The organism is Lactobacillus sp. A27 (assembly GCF_016742815.1).
In the GTDB taxonomy this organism is placed as follows: domain Bacteria; phylum Bacillota; class Bacilli; order Lactobacillales; family Lactobacillaceae; genus Lactobacillus; species Lactobacillus gallinarum.
Genome location: NZ_JAEHNT010000108.1, coordinates 1 through 422 on the forward strand (window position 1 = coordinate 1; position 422 = coordinate 422).

General features: G+C 38.4%; 1 protein-coding gene. It reads right to left on the reverse strand.

Annotation, left to right across the window (positions count from 1 at the left end):
* The coding region (locus JEM49_RS09595; protein ID WP_446720539.1) for a mucin-binding protein at positions 1 to 422 on the reverse strand (422 nt) is incomplete at both ends.

Genomic DNA, 422 nt, shown 5'->3' on the forward strand with positions numbered 1-422 from the left:
TGTAGGTAATCGTACGAGTGACAGTATCTTGACGACTATCTGGGTTGGTAGCGTGAGTAAAGTGGACATCATATAATTGCATTGACTGATCATCATGATCAAAAATCAAATCTTGTCCATTACTGCTATCACTTACGAAAACATAATGTTGCTTTTTATAATTGTTAATATCGGCCTTAGTATTGTAGTTAGCATCTGCATCGCTTACACCATATAATGGTTTACTATCAAGTGTCTTACCTGTAGTGTCGTCGATAAAGTTAACTTTAATTACCTGTGAATTTGCTTTATACGTTACAGTTATAGCACTATCTGGATCGCCATATTTAACAGTACCCTGTGCAACCTGACTCTTATCAGGCGTATAGCCTGCTACTTCTGGCGTACCAACCGAGGCAAAGTTCTGATCAGCTACATCGTTC